A 15,826-nucleotide genomic window follows, 5' to 3' on the forward strand; every position below is an offset into this window, starting at 1 on the left:
TACTCAAGTGTTCAGATCTCTTCTGCGGGAATTTCCGAAAGCCAGGCTCCCTGGCGACCGATATCCCGGCAGGGGATTCCCAATTGCCGGCTTTCCTCCAGCCACCGATCCACGCGTTGCCGGTAGTTTGATGCGTCCAGCAGGATCAGATCGGGCGAAAAAAAACGGATCAGCTCGTGTAGATCCAGCCGGGCATTGTTGCGGAGGATCAGCAGGTCGATCTCGATGGGAGCCGGAGGTAGACGTTCGGGCAGCGCCTCCACGATCAGTCCGCTAAACCGGCCAAACCGAAAATAGCGGTCTTGGTAATAAAAGTGCTGCTTCTGAATAGTCGTATCCTGAATCGGGATGCTTGCCACCGAACGGGCCTGGTAATAAGCCCGGTTGTTGGCAGCAGCCATGGTGAGCTTGGGATCGTCAGCGGGGAGATCGCTGAGGCAATAGACCTGCCGGCCTTCGAAAATATCAATAGCAGTATGGCCGTACAGATGATAAACAGTGATCACTTGCTGCGTCTGGGCCCGCCAGATGCGGACATTCCACCAGATGCCCACTACGATCATTCCTAGTAGGGCTGCCTGTACCGGGCGCAGCCGGCGATCGTGCAGGCCCCGCATCAGGTTCAGGATCACGACGTAGAGTAGCAGAATGATGCCGCTACCGAGCCAGATACCATTAAGTAGAGCCAGTGGCAGTTGCTGAATGGCGAAGATGAGTTCATTCATGGTATTGATCACCACTTCCAGTACCTCACCCAACAAATCCGGGATCCAGGGGAAGTGGTGCAACAGCAACAATCCCAAACCCAGACTGAGAATAACGAGGGCCGCCGGGACAACTACCCAACCCGACAGCCAGAAATAAAGGGGGAACTGGTGAAAGTAGAACAGGCTGATGGGTAATGTGGTCAATTGAGCCGCCAGAGAAACCGAGGCGAGTTTCCAGAAAAAATCTCCGACCCGGTTGGGAATATACCAAAGCCGGTAGATCCGCCCCTGAAAAAAGACGATGCCGATCACCGCGAGGTAAGACAATTGAAAACCGACGTCGAATAAAAGGTACGGCTGCATACACAAAAGCAAAAAGGCAGAGGCGGCCAGCGTATTGTAGATATTGTGACGGCGGTAAAGTGCTTCCCCGATGATCAGCAGCGAGAACATGCTGGCGGCTCTAAGCACCGAAGCGGATCCACCCGTGAAGAGTGCATAAAACCAAATGGCCACGATCAGTAATACCGCTCTCGGCCAGCGCCGTGATCGTCCCTTCAATCCCACTAAAGTCAGCAGCCAACCAAACCCCAGGTAAATGATCCCGACGTGCAGACCGGAAACGGCCAGTACGTGGATCGATCCCGTATCCGTGTAGGCCTTTCGTACTTCTTCACTGATCAGTTCGCGTTCCCCCATGATCAGCGCCGCGCCAATGGCAACGGCTGCTTCTCCCTTGATGTATTTGCGGAGTTGACCGAGGCAATATTGCTGCAGGCGATAGAGGTGTGCCTGCCCCCCGTTGGTGTTCGCTTCCGTCCGGACCCAATCTTTCCCGGAAGCGAAAGCCCGGTGGTATACGCCCTTTTTGGCCATATAGGCTGCAAAGTCGAAAGCGTGGGGATTTATGGCCGGACTAAGTTGTTCTACCGGAGCGCGAAACCACAATCGGTCGCCGGGAACCAGCGATCGGGCCAGGCTATCCGGATCGAGGTAAAGGAGCACTTGACCACTAGCCGGGAATACGGATCGGCCGGAATCAGCTGCCGCCAGTACGGTCCCCAGAGCACGGATGCTCTTATCCACGTTTCTGATCTGATCTACCCGGAAATCCCAGTAGGATGCCTGGTCGGTAAGGTGCATCAGATGATCCGGATGGTAACGGGGCGTATGGTATCGAAGTAATCCGAACCCGAAGACGGTGAGGCTACAGAAAAGCAATCCACCAAACCAGCGTCGATAGCGGTACGTAAGCCTGGAACGGGAAAGGTAGAACAGTAAAAAGAGGAAAGATCCAAGACCAATAAGCAAAATATGCCCGGGAACGGGAAATGAAGCAGTACCCAATAGGATACCCAGACCCATAGGCAGGATCAACCGCACGAAAGGTAGTGCAGGCCAGTTCATCAGAGCGCGTTTTAGAGTAACATATAATAAAAACACTACATGTTATAATTTTTTTTTGATAAATCCTAGAAAAACAAAAAGTAATATGGCGTGTTTAGATGTTGTACTTTTTACACTAATTATCCTAATCCGTTGGAAAAAGCTGTCAAAATGAGTAACTTGCCGAACCAAATCATATTACTGAGCTGCTGTGTGTTATGACGGAATTGAACAATTTCTTTAAGTCGGCATTCACGGTCGACAACGTCATTTTTGGATTTGATGAAGGAGACCTCAAGGTATTATTGATCAAAAGGGGAGAAGAACCCTTTAAGAACAGATGGGCTTTACCCGGATATTTTGTGTATCCCAACGAAGATCTGGATACGGCTGCCAAGCGTGTTCTGGAAGAAATGACGGGAATTCGCAACGTTTTCCTCGAACAGGTAAAGACTTTCGGTGCGGTGAACCGGCACCCTTTCGGGCGGGTGATCACCGTTGCTTATTTTTCCCTCATCCGTATTGATAATTACGAAGTACAGACCAGCTCTGCCGTAGCCCGCAAGGCCGAATGGCATTCCGTTTCCAAGTTAAAGAATCTGCCTTTTGACCACCAGGAGATCCTCGATGCCTGCTTTCAGCGACTGAAATGGATGGTTCGTTATCGCCCGGTCGGATTCGAGCTCCTGCCGAATAAATTTACCCTGACCGAGCTACAGCACCTCTACGAAGCCATACTCGAAACAGAACTGGAAAAACGGAATTTCCGCAAAAAGATCCTCTCCATGAATCTGCTCATCGATCTGGATGAGACCCAGGAGGGCGTGGCGCACCGTCCGGCGCGCCTGTATAAATTCGATAAGGATAAATACGAGCAATTGCTCGCCGATGGCTTCAACTTCGAGTTGAAGGAAGGTAAAAAGAAAATGGAAGGCGTATCGTAGATCACCTCCCGTTCGGAGCCCATCTCGCTCCGAACGATCTTACAAAAAATACTGTACTGCTAATTCATACCCGCGCAGGCCGAATCCGATAATACAACCTTCGCAGTTCCGGGATAAATAGGACTTGTGCCGGAAAGGTTCCCGGGCGTAGACATTGGAGATATGTACTTCGATCACCGGCGTTTCAATGGCCGCAATCGCGTCACCCATCGCTACGGAAGTATGGGTATAACCTCCCGCATTGAGAATGATCCCGTCGTAATCGAAACCTACCTCGTGCAGTTTGTCAATGATCTCTCCCTCGTGGTTACTTTGGAAATAATGAAGATCTACGGAAGGAAATAATCCCTGCAGGTGTAGCAGAAAATCTTCAAAGGTATCTTCCCCGTAGATGCCCGGCTCCCTTCTCCCCAGGAGATTGAGATTGGGACCGTTGATGATGATAATTTCCATAGAAATATGGGGACTAAGAGGGCCGGCGTCGGCACGGAGATCGAAACGAACTTCCTAAGCACAGACTCCCGCCCCCTCAGCGCCTCTTTTAATTAGCGTAATCAGATAGGAATTTAATCCGCATGATCTCGATCTCCTCACGGGTAATGTCATCCTCGTTCAGTTCGGCGTAAGCCTCTTCGACGGAATCGGTCTTGGCCTCTCTGAAATAATCTAAGATATCTTCCCGGGAGTATTCGTCGACATTTTCGTCGATGTAATAATCGATGTTCACTTTCGTGCCCGAATTGACGATCGCGTAGAGTTCTTCCAGCAATTCCTCCATGCTGAGGCTATTGGAACCGGCCAGGTCTTCCAAGGGCATCTTGCGGTCAATACCCTGAATGATATTCACTTTTACCTTGGATTTATTGGCGACCTGCTTTACGACAAACTCCGTCGGACGGATAATTTCGTTCTCCTCAACGTAGTTCGCGATCAGTTCGATAAAAGGACGGCCGTAGCGTTTGGCCTTACCCTTGCTCACGCCCTGCACCTGGATCATATCATCCAGTGTGATGGGATACTGCGTGGCCATATCCTCCAGCGAAGGATCCTGGAAGATCACGAAGGGCGGCACATCCCGGCGTTTAGCCTCCTTGCGACGCAGGTCCTTGAGCATCCCCATCAGATTTTCGTCCAGCACGGCGGTACGAACGGGAGCATCGTTACTCTCGGCCAGTTCCGCTTCAAAATCGTGGTTGATCGGGATCATGAAGGAATGCGGATGCTTAATGAACTCGTGGCCTTTATCGGTCATCTTCAGGAGGCCGTAGGTCTCGATGTCCTTGTAGACGAGGTCTTCGAGAATGCCCTGACGGAATACGGAACTCCAGAAAGTATCATCTTTTCCTTTCCCTTTTCCGAATAGGGGGCGTTTATTGAAGCGGAAATCCTTGATCTGCTTGGTCTCATTGCCCGTCACGAAATCGATCAGGGTCTTGATGCCGTAGTTCTCATCGAGATCCAGAATGGTTTCGAGCGCCAATTTCATTTCGTCCTTCACCTCAACTTTTTCCTTGGGGTGGCGGCAATTGTCGCACATTTTCCCACAGTCCTCATCGTTGAAGTCTTCACCGAAATAGTGTAGCAGGAACCGGCGGCGGCAGGCGGTAGTTTCGGCGTAGGCCATCACCTCCTGCATGAGTTGGGCGCCCATTTCACGCTCTGCAACCGGTTTGTCCCGGAGGAACTTCTCCAGTTTCAGGATATCCTTATAGGCATAGAAAGCAATACAGCGGCCTTCGAGTCCGTCCCGGCCGGCGCGACCGGTTTCCTGGTAGTAGTTCTCGATACTTTTGGGAATATCGTAGTGGATCACAAAACGCACATCCGGTTTGTCGATCCCCATCCCGAAAGCGATGGTAGCGACGATCACATCAATATCCTCCATCAGGAAACCGTCCTGGGTCTGGCTGCGGGTTTTGGCATCCAGACCGGCGTGGTAAGGCGCGGCCTTGATATCGTTGACCACCAGCATTTGGGCAATCTCTTCCGCAGATTTGCGGCTTTGCACGTAGATGATGCCGGATTGGTTGGGAATGGTCTTGATGATCTGAATAATCTGCTTGATCGTCTGTTCCTTCTTTCCTTTGGGCCGGACTTCGTAGTAAAGATTTTCCCGGTTGAAGGACGACACAAAGGTATTGTGATCATCCATATTCAGGTTCTTTACGATGTCGGACTGGACTTTCGGCGTGGCCGTTGCCGTGAGGGCGATCACCGGAATGTCTTCTCCGATCGCATCGAGCATGGAGCGGATGCGGCGGTATTCCGGGCGAAAATCGTGGCCCCATTCGGAAATACAGTGGGCTTCATCCACTGCAACGAAGGAAATATTAACCTGTTTGAAAAATTCTATATTTTCTTCCTTGGTCAGGGTCTCCGGAGCGATGAACAGCAATTTGGTTTTGCCGTCCATAATATCCTGCTTGACCTGCTTCATTTGCGCTTTGGTCAGGGAAGAGTTCAGGAAGTGAGCAACTTCGTCGTCCTGGCTGTACCCCCGGATGGAGTCAACCTGGTTTTTCATAAGCGCAATGAGTGGAGAAATAATAAGTGCGGTGCCATCCAGCATCAGGGCCGGAAGTTGATAACAGAGGGATTTTCCTCCGCCGGTAGGCATGATAACAAAAGTATCGTTACCGTTCAAGACACTTTTTATAATAGCCTCTTGATTCCCCTTAAACTTATCAAATCCAAAATAACGATCTAAGGCTACATGCAAGTTTTCTTTGGACACGGTCATGGTTGGAATTCTTTGTACTGATTTTTAACGATTACCCAGAAATTGGCATTCATTACAATTTGTGGCAAACGTAATTGGTCATAAAACTATAGTCGGTGTTTGTACCTTTTATACGGTTTTTTCTTTGGGAATGGCTGTAGTTTGCAAAAGCAGAGAAAAATGATGCGGATGGACTTCCTTAAATTTAAAGAAATTTCCGCTTTTTTCGCTTTTCTGCTGCATTTTTTTTGAATTTTGCCTTTTTACAGCCACCCTAGGCATAAAAAGCCGTCAAAGATAAAAAAACTTGCTGTGGATTCCGAAAATATTATAGTTAAAACGGCCCTCCAAACCATTGATATAGAAGCCAGGACATTGCGTCGTCTCAAAAAGAGTATTGACGATTCTTTCGTGCAATGTGTGGAGGCAATTTATACCTCTCCCGGCCGGCTGGTAGTCACCGGTGTGGGCAAAAGTGCCCTGATCGCTCAGAAAATTGTAGCCACTTTGAATTCCACCGGAACCCCGGCCGTATTCATGCACGCAGCGGATGCCATCCACGGCGATCTGGGTATGATCCGGTCGGCAGATCTGGTCATGTGTCTATCCAAAAGCGGGGAAACCGCCGAGATTAAAGTGCTGGTGCCGCTGGTCAAATATCTGGGGAGCAAACTCATCGCGATGGTCGGCAAAAAGAAGTCCTATCTCGGTACGCAGGCCGATTATCTGCTGCATACCCCGGTCGCCCAGGAAGCGGATCCCAATAACCTGGCGCCTACGGCCAGTACCACGGCCCAGGCGGCTATGGGGGATGCCCTGGCTACCGCACTGCTGGCCCTGCGGGGATTTTCTCCGGAGGATTTTGCCCAGTTCCATCCCGGAGGTTCCCTGGGCAAGCAGATGTATCTGCGGGTAGGGGACCTCTATCCCCGCAATGAAGTGCCGGCTGTACGGGAAACGGCCAGTCTACAGGAGGTAATCCTGGAAATGACGGCCAAATGCCTCGGTGGAACGGCCGTCACCGGAGTCAACGGGCAACTGCTGGGCATCATCACGGACGGCGACCTGCGGCGTATGCTGGAAAAAAGCCCGCGACTGGACCATCTGCAGGCGAAAGATATTATGACCGCCAAACCCAAGACTATCGAGCACGATGCGCTCGCGGTGAAAGCCATGGAGATCCTCCGCCGCCACAGCATTACCCAATTGATCGTTTTGAAGGACCAACAGTACGTCGGCATGATCCATCTACACGATCTGGTCAAAGAAGGGCTCGTCTGACGATGCTTTCCGCTGCGGATATCCACCGAAACCCGGGCGTAGGTGCATCTCTTGGGTATTGGATAGCTCAAAACGGTGGATCAAATGAAATGGGTACAAAGGTTTTTTATCATCCTATCGGTTGCTCTTGGGATACTGCTTACGCTTGATCTCCGATATACGCGGGGATATTTTTTGGGAAGGCTCGTTCCACTGACCCAGATGTATGCTTCGGCCGGAACAATGTCTTCCGTAAGTTACCGGGTGGAGCGGGTTCGGCCGGGTGTACTCCGCTTTCAACTTACCAACCGTTCTTTCTTTCCTAAATTTTTCTGGATCTACCGGGACAATGACCTGCAGTTCAAGCTGACGGATTCCACGCTCTTTGAATACGCGGGAAGAATTGTATTTGACTCCCCCTACAAAAAGAGTGTGGAAAGCTATGGATTCGATTGTGGTACCGGATTGGGACTGGCGAGCATTAATCCGTGGGAAAATTTCAGTCTGGAAAAAACGGAGCGGTCTATTTATCATCGCTTTCAATTCGACAGGATGCTTAGCGTTCGCCGGGATTCGATCTTTTACGATCCGATCCACCTCGAACCCCTGATGACTATCAAAAAGGGAGCAGGATGGGTCTGGCACCCAGCGGCTTCGCTGGATCCACAGGATTCGGTGAGTGTTCGCTTTTATTTGCCCGTCCATGCTCCCTTTTCCGGTAAGCGCTACGATGTAGTGTCCAATCCGGTAAAATTCTCTTACCTGGATCTGATAGACGGCTGGAGAGAGCAGTAAAGCCGCCTTTCCAGTCGGATTTATCGAAAGATAGTGTAGCCGGTACAGGAATCGAACCTATATCTCCTGATTCGTACTCAGGTGTCCTTCCAGTTGAACGAACCGGCCGTATTGCCGACTTCCCAGTCGGCCGTTGCAACCGACCGGAGGTCGGATTTACGAATGGAGGTCGGTGTTACGTTGTGTCGCCAGGATTCGAACCTGGAACCGCTGCCATATCAGAGCAGTGCTCTACCGTTGAGCTACGACACAATTTGTACGGATATCCGATAAAATGAGGGAATCCGACCTGGAGGTCGGATTTACGAAAAAGCCCCCATAAGAAAATTCCTATGAGGGCTTTTAGCATTGCAGTTGCTTTTTGGTTGACCGTCATCTACGGCACCGTCCCCCATAGTCGGCGCTACGGATAATAATGGATCGGCGAATCGTACGGTAAACAGTATTTTTCATCATTTTTTTGATGGTGGAGGCGGACGGGCTTTTATTTACCCGCCTGCCGCCGGTTCTGGAGCAAGTGAACGGAATCGAACCGTCATCGCCTGAGTGGAAGTCAGGCATAATTGCCGTTATACTACACTTGCATGGAGATAAACTGAAGGAGCGGAAAAGAAGTTCCCAAGGGGGCGTTTTTGTATAAATTCTCCCTGGCTTAGGCGAACTAAGGGGAAGGGTGGTGAAGAATTGAAGAAATTATACGATCACCAAAACAGACAAGTTATGCAGGTAGTAGAATCGACCGATTTCTACCTTCGGGTGATCAAACTGGATTTCAGCAGCCGGGATCCTGAACTGCGTCTGCAATTCCGGATCCTTCCGATGTTCCACATTGGAACAGAGCAGTATTACCGGCAGGTTTTTGACCAGCTCCGTAGTTGTCACGAAATCATTTACGAAGGAGTAGCATCTAAAAAGAGTAATGATGTAACCAGGCATTACCGGCGGTTTGCCGGCAATCTAGGTCTCGTCACCCAAAATGAGGTCCTGAAAATGAATGAGCTGCCCGGTAAACTCATCCATGCCGATTTTACGCATGAGACCGGCGCGGAGGAATGGCGCAAATTGAGGTTTTACGATAAATTGAAAATGCGAGTATTACACCCGCTCAAAATGTACTATTACAGCCGAAACATGGATCGCCGTAAACTGGTCAAAGAATTTATGCCTTCCGCGGAGGAGAACTGGATGGCTTACGGCCCCTTGGAAGATGAAGCCGGCAGCATGTGGAATTACATCATCACTGCCCGGGATAATATCCTGCGGAATACGGTACGGCAAAAGCTGGAGCAGGAAGGCAGAGCGGAAAAGCTCATCGGCGTAGTTTACGGAGCTGCCCATATGAAGGTCGTGATCCGGCTGCTGATCGATCAATATCGCTACGTACCGGAAAAGCCCGAATTTCTGGAGGTCTTTCAGGTACGTTAGAAAGCTCCCGTTCAGCCATTCAGAAAATGTTGCTTTTCTTTAGAAAGATCGATAAAGGGGAATTGAGCTTCCAGTTCGGCAATTTTTTCCAACTGCTGCGTACAGAATTTACGAAAAGCTGCCGTATCCGTATGAAAAGGACGGTGCCGGGCGGCCCGAAGCACCGGATCGATGCGAGCGTCAATCGCCTGAGCTTCCGGACTGAAGCAGGCCCGCCGGAAATAATCCCACACATAATCCACCGCCACGCTATTCGGATGCGCCAGATCGCGGTCGTAGAACCGGTAATCCCGCAGATCGTCCAGAACCAGTTCGTAGGCGGGGAAATAGTGGACGAAATCGAGTTCCTGGGAAAGAGTTTCTGCGGCCAGCAGGAGAACGGCCTTACTACGTTGGTTGTCCACCAGTCCATCCCGCAGGTGACGAACCGGACTAACACTGATCAGGACCTGTAATCCCGGTTTGTCCTTTTTCAGGCGGGATAAAAATTCTGTATACGTCTCTACAATAGATTCACCCTTCAGGCGGAAACGCTCAAAGGTCTCTCCCGGTAATTTGTGGCAATTGGCAACGATCTCGTCTTGGCCTAGATGGCGATAAGCGTAGGCAGTGCCCCAGGTAAGGATCAGTCGGTCGATCGCTTCCCAGTTGCGGTGTACTTCTGTGATGGATGCATTCATCTGCTCCAGGGCAGTCGGAGCATCGGGATGAGAAAAGCGACTGTGAAAGCTGAAATGATGCCAGAGGTCCTGATGTTGGAACAACTCCCCGCGTTCTACCGGCCGGCCGGCTTCCAGCAGGCGGAGCGATCCCAGAATAGAGGCCGGATTGTAAAGTATACCGAAGGGATTAAGCGTCAGCCCGAATTTGCGATCGATCAGCCGCTGGCCGATATGCTCGGCAAAACAGGAACCCAGGGCCAGGACCGATTGCCGGTGATGGAGCTGAAATGGACTTTGCGAAAAGGGTAGGGTAGTGCGAAAATCCAAAGTAGTAGAGTAGGATAAATAGTAGTCCCGGATCCGGATCAAGCGATCCGGATCCGGGACTTATCGATAAGGAGATTAATTTTTCTTAAAGCCAACGATCTTGATCTCTACACGCTGGTTCTGCTGGCGTCCCTGGAGAGATTCGTTGCTGGCAATGGGTTGGGTCTTACCGTAGCCCCGGGAATACAAGCGATCCCGGCTCACGCCCTTTTCGGCGAGATAATCCGCTACCGCCCTCGCCCTGTCGGTCGACAGCTTATTGGCAAAACTGGTACCGGCCAGACCGTTCGAGTGTCCTCCGATCTCCACAATCACTTCGGGCAGACTCTGCAGGAAGTCGTAGACCTCATCGAGCGTTTCGTAAGATTCGGTCTTGATGATGGCCTTATTGGATTCGAAAAACAACTTGTCGATCCGGATGGTAGCCCCTTCCCGGACTTCCCCGACTTCTTTACCACCCAGTACGATCTTTTTGCGATCGGGCTGCGGTGTAGCCGGTTCCGTTTCCTGGGGAGGATCTTTCGGCGGCGTAGTCACTACCCGGGGTTCCTTTACTACCGGTGGATCCGGGCGGGTATCCGGGGTGGCCGGTGTTTGCGGAACGTTTTCTTTTACGATCTCCTGCGGTTCGGCCGGAGTTTCCTCGTTGCAGGGGATCTCCCGGACGCCGGAAGCATTATCCAGCAACACGTTACCGTTGTAGGGGAACAGGGTCGGTGTCTGGTAAAATACTTCGAAGATCAGGTAAGTATAGTCAGCGGGTGGTTCGAAACGGAAGTTGTACTGCAACCAGCGGTGGTTGATGATCAGTTTACTTTCCGCCAGTAAAAATTGCTTGTCACAATAGCCGTAACCTCCGTAGATCCGTAGCTTCGCGGGAGTGGCGTAGTTGGCGGTCTCCTCGCTTACCCGGCTGACGCTGATGTACAGCTCCGAACGGGCGAGGTCCATACTGAATTCGTAACATTTACCTTTTTTCAGCGGGCGCTCCAGTCGCTGGGAAACGGATTCCCAGGTGTCATTGTCCCTGACCACCATTCCCATATAGCTATCGCCGTGGGAAGCTGGTTTCGAAACGGAAAAGGTGGCATCGGGTTGGACATCCGGAGGTGTTTCTCCGGGAAAACCACAGTCATACCAGCCAGTTGGCGGTTTGCCGGGTCTAGGGTAATCTTCAAACGAGGGATTAGTCAGGTAGATCGTATCTTTTGCCTGCATGGCTGCCTGCGAGGCTTGTCCCTTCATAGTATGTTGCATGCCTAGTACGGCTAACACGCAAAAGGTTATGGATTTCCACATCTTTCTGCTTTTTGCTTTTTTCGGATAAGTTGCTGGTGAAAGGCTTGAAGCGGGTGATTGGTTGTTCCATGCTTTGATACTTTCTGCCCAACAACAATACTACTAACGATTTTTCGGGGGGCATTTGTTTTATCTTCCGTTAAATTAACCGATAAACCCGGCTATTGAGGAGATAAACTGCGAAATTTTATATAAATGTTTGGTTGACGGTTGACGGTTGACGGTTGACGGTTGACGGTTGATGGTTGATGGCCTGACCGTCCACCATCGACCATCGACCGTCTACCGTCTACCACCAATCACTTAAACGCATTCAGGCCCGTCACATCCATACCGGTGATCAGGAGATGAATGTCGTGAGTACCTTCGTAGGTCAGCACCGTTTCCAGGTTCATCATATGGCGCATCACCGGATATTCGTTGGTGATACCCATACCGCCGTGGATCTGCCGGGCTTCCCGGGCCACTTCCAGGGCCATGTGAACGTTGTTGCGTTTGGCCATGGATATCTGGGCCGGACTGGCTTTCCCTTCGTTTGCCAGTGTGCCCAGCCGCCAGGCCAGTAATTGGGCTTTGGTGATCTCCGTGATCATCTCCGCCAGTTTCTTTTGGGTCAGCTGGAACCCTCCGATCGGCCGGTCGAACTGGATGCGTTCCTGAGAATACCGCAGGGCCGAATCGTAGCAGTCCAGTGCCGCACCGATCGCTCCCCAGGCGATCCCGTAACGTGCCTTGGACAAGCAGCTCAGCGGACCTTTCAGTCCCTGTACATTCGGCAGCACCTGGGATTTCGGCACCCGCACATCTTCAAAGACCAGTTCACCGGTAATGGAAGCCCGTAGCGACCATTTTCCGTGGATCTCCGGTGCGGAGAATCCCTTCATATCTTTCTCGACGATCAGGCCGCGCACGATCCCTTCTTCGTCCTTGGCCCACACCACGGCAATGTCGGCCATCGGTGAATTGGTGATCCACATTTTGGCCCCGTTCAGGATATAGGCATCGCCGTCATCCTTAATGTTGGTAACCATGCCGCTGGGATTCGATCCGTGATCCGGCTCGGTAAGACCGAAACAACCAATGAGGTCGCCGGTTGCCAGTTTGGGCAAATATTTTCTTTTTTGTTCCTCAGAGCCGAAGCGGTAAATGGGATACATCACCAGTGAACCCTGAACGGAAGCCATGGAACGGATCCCGGAATCCCCGCGCTCCAGCTCCTGCATGATGATCCCGTAGGCGATCTCATCCATACCGCCGCCGCCGTAGGTTTCCGGCAGGCTCGGGCCGTAAGCTCCGATCTCCCCCAGTTGCTTGAACAGGTGGGTCGGGCACTGGGCTTTATCGGCGTATTCTTCAATGATCGGGCTGACTTCCTGTTTTACCCAGGCGCGCACCGCCTCGCGGGCCAGCAGGTGATCTTCCTGCAGGAGGTCGTCGATCTGATAGTAGTCGTGATACTGAAAGCGATCTTCTTTCGCTTTTTTCTTTATTTCGGCTTGCTTGGCGCCATTAGCGTGCATATACTCCTTTGATTTTGGTTTTGGTTAGGAATTTGGTAAAGCAAAGTTAAGTATATTTCAGAAAGCATTGTTCATGCTTTGGGAGGATTAATCACTAGACACAAAATACCTATCTTACCGGCAAAAAAATGGCGATCATAGCACTGGAAGGGATCCGTTTATATGGATACCACGGGTTTTATCCGGAGGAGGAGACCCTGGGGCGGGAATTCATTGTGGATGTTCAGGTAGTGGCCGATATCGAAGATGCTGCGGAGGAGGACGAGCTGTCCAGCTCCGTAAATTACGAAACCCTGTACCACATTTGCCACGCGGAGTTTCGTGAGCCGGCCCGACTGCTGGAGACCGTAGCCCAACGCATACTGGACCGGATCGACCGGCAATTCGACAACGTGCAGGGGGCGAAGGTGAAAGTACGCAAAATGAACCCACCCCTGGCGGGCCCGGTCGATGAAGCTTCGGTGGAGGTATCCAGTGGTTCGCTCGGCTTTTCCGTCGGCGATCTGGTCCGGATCCTGACCGGAGGTTAAAAGGGGGCGTGCAGGCAGCGAACAATAATATTACCATAACGTTTTTCTAACGTTATTTCACCCTTTGATTTCGTCTTTACTATAGCAGCGAAGTGACCGGACTTATTGCCCCGGGTCCTAATCAGGAATAAGTTGGGATCTCTCCTGCGATTTACACATATTCTTGACGATGACCGGCCATGACTGTCGGCATCGCTTTCTACCTTTAAAATGAATGCAATGAAAAACTTTAGATTTCTGGTGTTGCTGACTTTTTTGGCCGCCTGTACCCCCCAGGAAATACAAAATGCCCTCGGCACCATTACCGGAAGCGGAGCCCTCACTTCCGCCGAGATCGGAGCCGGACTGAAACAGGCCCTGGAATTCGGGATTAGTGAAGGCGCCCAGCGACTGTCCGCCAAGGATGGTTATTTCAAGAGTCAATACAAGATCCTGCTGCCGGCCGAGGCGCGTAAGGTCACCGATAAACTGCAAAATATTCCCGGCTTCAGCGATGTGGAGAACGTCATTCTGGAAAAGATCAACCGCGGAGCCGAAGATGCCGCCAAAAAGGCTGCACCTATTTTCGTGGATGCCATTAAAGCCATGACCTTTCAGGACGCTCTGGGTATCCTGATGGGGGAGAAAAATGCCGCCACCACCTATCTGAACAATGCGACTTACAACAAACTCTACGCAGAATTCAGTCCGGTGATCGTCGAATCGCTGGATAAATTCAATGCCCGCCAGTACTGGGGCGATGCGGTGAATTCCTACAACAAACTGCCCTTCGTGGAAAAGGTGAATCCGGACCTGGGTGACTACGTTACCAGCCAGGCGCTGGACGGCCTGTTCTCCATGGTCGCCAAAAAGGAACTGTCGATCCGCAACGACGTGAGCGCGCGTACAACCGATCTGTTGAAAAAAGTATTTGCCAAGCAGGATAGTTAAGAGAACGGGATGTTGGGAGGTTTGGATTTTGTGACTTTTTAGCATAATCGTCCAGGTCCTAACCACCCAATAGCCTACCTACCAAAAGCCCTGACCCACCAATCATCTACCCTCAAGCCCCCAATCAGAAATATGAATATAGATACCCGAATAGGAATTGTCGGCAGTGGCGCCATGGGCAGCGGAATTGCCCAGGTAGCGGCTCTGGCCGGTCATGAAGTCTGTCTATACGACAACAACCCCAAAGCCCTGCGACGGGCAAAAGAAAAACTGGAATATTTCCTGCAGCGACTGGTGGAAAAGGGCAGCCTGACGGAAGCCGAGGCCAATAATGCCAACGGGCGCATCCACTACGAGGATAGTCGGTATGCGCTCCAGAAGTGTGGTCTGCTGATCGAGGCTGTAATTGAAGAGCTGGATGTGAAAAAGCGACTCTTCGAAGAGTTTGAAGATATCGTGGACGACCATTGTGTATTGGCCACCAATACGTCTTCGCTGTCCATTGCCGGAATTGCGGCCGCCTGCAAGAAGCCGGAACGGGTGCTGGGAATGCACTTCTTCAATCCGGCCCCCCTGATGAAACTGGTGGAAGTGATCCCGGCCGTGCAGACGGAAAGCGGCCTGGCCGAACAACTCTGTGATCTCATCCGAAGCTGGGGAAAAACCCCGGTGATCGCCAAAGATACGCCGGGTTTCATCGTCAACCGGGTAGCCCGGCCTTTTTATGGAGAAGCCATTCGTATCCTGGAAGAAGGAATTGCTGATGCGGCGACCATCGACTGGGCGATGACGGAGCTGGGCGGTTTTAAAATGGGACCGTTCGCGCTGATGGATTATATCGGGCACGATGTGAACTACGCCGTTACCGAATCTGTCTTTCAGGCCTTCTTTTACGATCCGAGATACCGTCCTTCCTTTACGCAGAAACGACTGGTGGAAGCCGGCTTTCTGGGACGGAAAACGGGGCGCGGCTTTTATCGCTACGATGAAAATGCCCAACTACCCGAGCCGGTGAAGGATACGGAACTGGGTGAGAAAATACTCTGGCGGATCGTGCTGATGCTGATCAACGAAGCGGCGGATGCTCTGTATCTGAATATTGCCAGTCGGGAAGATCTGGAACTGGCGATGACCCAGGGCGTCAACTATCCCAAAGGGCTTTTTGCCTGGGCGGAAGAGAAGGGGTATGCTCACTGCGTCGATTCCATGGACGCCTTGTACGATATGTACCGGGAGGATCGCTATCGCTGCAGCCCGTGGTTGAGAAAGCAGAAAGGAAATGCTTAATTACAGAAAGGAAGTACGTTGGGAATAATCATCCC

Annotated in this window: 13 protein-coding genes and 3 tRNA genes; 7 read left to right on the forward strand and 9 right to left on the reverse strand. The window is 51.4% G+C overall.

Annotated elements, in window-relative coordinates:
- Positions 1-11: 11 nt before the first annotated feature.
- Positions 12-2,114, reverse strand: coding sequence for a ComEC/Rec2 family competence protein (locus CRP01_RS08145; RefSeq protein ID WP_099149525.1), 2,103 nt, complete (start codon positions 2,112-2,114; stop codon positions 12-14).
- Between the two features lie 197 nt (positions 2,115-2,311).
- On the opposite strand from CRP01_RS08145, the gene CRP01_RS08150 reads away from it, so the two are divergent.
- Positions 2,312-3,037 carry an NUDIX hydrolase gene (locus CRP01_RS08150; protein ID WP_099149526.1) on the forward strand — a complete coding sequence of 242 codons (726 nt, stop codon included), beginning with the start codon at positions 2,312-2,314 and terminating at the stop codon, positions 3,035-3,037.
- A gap of 39 nt (positions 3,038-3,076) precedes the next feature.
- Here CRP01_RS08150 and aroQ read toward each other — a convergent pair whose 3' ends face one another.
- Together aroQ and recQ are read right to left on the reverse strand one after the other, a co-directional pair.
- Positions 3,077-3,490 carry a type II 3-dehydroquinate dehydratase gene (gene aroQ / locus CRP01_RS08155; RefSeq protein WP_099149527.1) on the reverse strand — a complete coding sequence of 138 codons (414 nt, stop codon included), beginning with the start codon at positions 3,488-3,490 and terminating at the stop codon, positions 3,077-3,079.
- Between the two features lie 88 nt (positions 3,491-3,578).
- Positions 3,579-5,777: a DNA helicase RecQ gene (recQ, locus tag CRP01_RS08160; protein WP_099149528.1), complete on the reverse strand. Its 2,199-nt coding sequence runs from the start codon at positions 5,775-5,777 to the stop codon at positions 3,579-3,581.
- Positions 5,778-6,068: 291 nt separating this feature from the next.
- On the opposite strand from recQ, the gene CRP01_RS08165 reads away from it, so the two are divergent.
- Positions 6,069-7,037 carry a KpsF/GutQ family sugar-phosphate isomerase gene (locus tag CRP01_RS08165; protein WP_099149529.1) on the forward strand — a complete coding sequence of 323 codons (969 nt, stop codon included), beginning with the start codon at positions 6,069-6,071 and terminating at the stop codon, positions 7,035-7,037.
- An 84-nt stretch (positions 7,038-7,121) separates the two neighbouring features.
- Complete coding sequence (locus tag CRP01_RS08170; protein WP_099149530.1) at positions 7,122-7,811, forward strand: hypothetical protein; 690 nt, start codon at positions 7,122-7,124, stop codon at positions 7,809-7,811.
- A gap of 36 nt (positions 7,812-7,847) precedes the next feature.
- Here CRP01_RS08170 and CRP01_RS08175 read toward each other — a convergent pair.
- The 3 genes from CRP01_RS08175 to CRP01_RS08185 form a co-directional block, all read right to left on the reverse strand.
- Positions 7,848-7,919, reverse strand: a tRNA-Arg gene (locus CRP01_RS08175).
- Between the two features lie 72 nt (positions 7,920-7,991).
- Positions 7,992-8,063 (reverse strand) — tRNA-Ile (locus CRP01_RS08180).
- A gap of 257 nt (positions 8,064-8,320) precedes the next feature.
- Positions 8,321-8,395: transfer RNA gene (locus CRP01_RS08185), tRNA-Gly, on the reverse strand.
- 136 nt (positions 8,396-8,531) lie between these two features.
- On the opposite strand from CRP01_RS08185, the gene CRP01_RS08190 reads away from it, so the two are divergent.
- The gene (locus CRP01_RS08190) at positions 8,532-9,236 is read left to right on the forward strand and encodes a hypothetical protein (RefSeq protein ID WP_099149531.1); all 705 of its coding nucleotides are present in this window, start codon (positions 8,532-8,534) and stop codon (positions 9,234-9,236) included.
- Positions 9,237-9,247: 11 nt separating this feature from the next.
- On the opposite strand, the gene CRP01_RS08195 is transcribed toward CRP01_RS08190, so the two are convergent.
- The 3 genes from CRP01_RS08195 to CRP01_RS08205 all read right to left on the reverse strand — a co-directional run bounded on the left by CRP01_RS08195 (position 9,248) and on the right by CRP01_RS08205 (position 13,044).
- Positions 9,248-10,225 carry a GSCFA domain-containing protein gene (locus tag CRP01_RS08195; RefSeq protein WP_170110277.1) on the reverse strand — a complete coding sequence of 326 codons (978 nt, stop codon included), beginning with the start codon at positions 10,223-10,225 and terminating at the stop codon, positions 9,248-9,250.
- A 75-nt stretch (positions 10,226-10,300) separates the two neighbouring features.
- Positions 10,301-11,524, reverse strand: a complete 1,224-nt coding sequence (locus tag CRP01_RS08200; RefSeq protein ID WP_099149533.1) for an OmpA family protein — start codon at positions 11,522-11,524, stop codon at positions 10,301-10,303.
- A 299-nt stretch (positions 11,525-11,823) separates the two neighbouring features.
- Entirely contained in the window at positions 11,824-13,044 is a 1,221-nt protein-coding gene (locus CRP01_RS08205) for an acyl-CoA dehydrogenase family protein (protein ID WP_099149534.1), read from the reverse strand.
- 128 nt (positions 13,045-13,172) lie between these two features.
- On the opposite strand from CRP01_RS08205, the gene folB reads away from it, so the two are divergent.
- The 3 genes from folB (at position 13,173) to CRP01_RS08220 (ending at position 15,791) form a co-directional block, all read left to right on the forward strand.
- Positions 13,173-13,574, forward strand: coding sequence for a dihydroneopterin aldolase (gene folB / locus CRP01_RS08210; RefSeq protein WP_099149535.1), 402 nt, complete (start codon positions 13,173-13,175; stop codon positions 13,572-13,574).
- Between the two features lie 219 nt (positions 13,575-13,793).
- Positions 13,794-14,504 carry a DUF4197 domain-containing protein gene (locus CRP01_RS08215; RefSeq protein ID WP_099149536.1) on the forward strand — a complete coding sequence of 237 codons (711 nt, stop codon included), beginning with the start codon at positions 13,794-13,796 and terminating at the stop codon, positions 14,502-14,504.
- 132 nt (positions 14,505-14,636) lie between these two features.
- Positions 14,637-15,791: a 3-hydroxyacyl-CoA dehydrogenase NAD-binding domain-containing protein gene (locus CRP01_RS08220; protein WP_099149537.1), complete on the forward strand. Its 1,155-nt coding sequence runs from the start codon at positions 14,637-14,639 to the stop codon at positions 15,789-15,791.
- Positions 15,792-15,826 lie beyond the last annotated feature (35 nt).

It is taken from the genome of Flavilitoribacter nigricans DSM 23189 = NBRC 102662, from assembly GCF_002646595.1.
Classification (GTDB): domain Bacteria; phylum Bacteroidota; class Bacteroidia; order Chitinophagales; family Saprospiraceae; genus Flavilitoribacter; species Flavilitoribacter nigricans.

Excerpts from the sequence above, each read along its gene's own strand:
- aroQ (WP_099149527.1), bottom strand. The coding sequence starts at position 3,490 with ATGGAAATTATCATCATCAACGGTCCCAATCTCAATCTCCTGGGGAGA.
- CRP01_RS08170 (WP_099149530.1), top strand. The coding sequence starts at position 7,122 with ATGAAATGGGTACAAAGGTTTTTTATCATCCTATCGGTTGCTCTTGGG.
- CRP01_RS08205 (WP_099149534.1), bottom strand. The coding sequence starts at position 13,044 with ATGCACGCTAATGGCGCCAAGCAAGCCGAAATAAAGAAAAAAGCGAAA.
- CRP01_RS08145 (WP_099149525.1), bottom strand. The coding sequence starts at position 2,114 with ATGAACTGGCCTGCACTACCTTTCGTGCGGTTGATCCTGCCTATGGGT.
- CRP01_RS08190 (WP_099149531.1), top strand. The coding sequence starts at position 8,532 with ATGCAGGTAGTAGAATCGACCGATTTCTACCTTCGGGTGATCAAACTG.
- CRP01_RS08215 (WP_099149536.1), top strand. The coding sequence starts at position 13,794 with ATGAAAAACTTTAGATTTCTGGTGTTGCTGACTTTTTTGGCCGCCTGT.
- CRP01_RS08200 (WP_099149533.1), bottom strand. The coding sequence starts at position 11,524 with ATGTGGAAATCCATAACCTTTTGCGTGTTAGCCGTACTAGGCATGCAA.
- CRP01_RS08150 (WP_099149526.1), top strand. The coding sequence starts at position 2,312 with ATGACGGAATTGAACAATTTCTTTAAGTCGGCATTCACGGTCGACAAC.
- recQ (WP_099149528.1), bottom strand. The coding sequence starts at position 5,777 with ATGACCGTGTCCAAAGAAAACTTGCATGTAGCCTTAGATCGTTATTTT.
- CRP01_RS08220 (WP_099149537.1), top strand. The coding sequence starts at position 14,637 with ATGAATATAGATACCCGAATAGGAATTGTCGGCAGTGGCGCCATGGGC.
- folB (WP_099149535.1), top strand. The coding sequence starts at position 13,173 with ATGGCGATCATAGCACTGGAAGGGATCCGTTTATATGGATACCACGGG.